General features: G+C 74.1%; 1 protein-coding gene. It reads right to left on the bottom strand.

The genetic code is table 11. The features are described 5' to 3' along the window. Positions 1-501 (bottom strand): family 43 glycosylhydrolase (locus ACYVJ0_RS13890; RefSeq protein WP_460818452.1); only part of this gene is annotated, 501 nt, incomplete at both ends.

The raw sequence follows: 501 nt of genomic DNA, 5'->3' as shown, positions 1-501 counted from the left end.
CCGCGTACACCGTCCAGGTGAGCGTCCTCGACCGCACCCCGGAGAGGCGGCTCGCGGCGGGGTTGATGCCCGTCGCCTCCAGGAGCATGCCGAGCGCGGTGCGCCGCACCACGAACGCGCCCTCCATCCGGCGGCCCTGCGCCACCTGGGTCACCGGCCCGGTGAGCTCTCGCGCCCCCGGGGTGAGCTCCGAGACGCAGAGGACGTCGTAGCTGCCCCAGTACAGGTAGAGGGTGCCGTCGTCGTCGGTGAAGAGGGCCTGGTCGATGTTGCCGGTCGGGCAGCCCTCGATCGCGGCGGACGGGACCAGCAGCTCGTCGCGGTGCGTCCACGGGCCGGTCGGCGTCTGCGCGGTGGCCACCGCGAGGCCGCCCGTGGACAGGCCGTACGTCAGCACGTACTCGCCGTCGAGGTAGCGGATGTCGGGCGCCCAGGCGCGGGACCTCGCCCGCCAGGTGGGCGGGACGTCGTCGGCGCCGATCACCTCACCCACGTACTCCC

This window comes from Microbacterium petrolearium (assembly GCF_054782875.1).
This window is presented reverse-complemented; position numbering and strand designations above follow the sequence as displayed.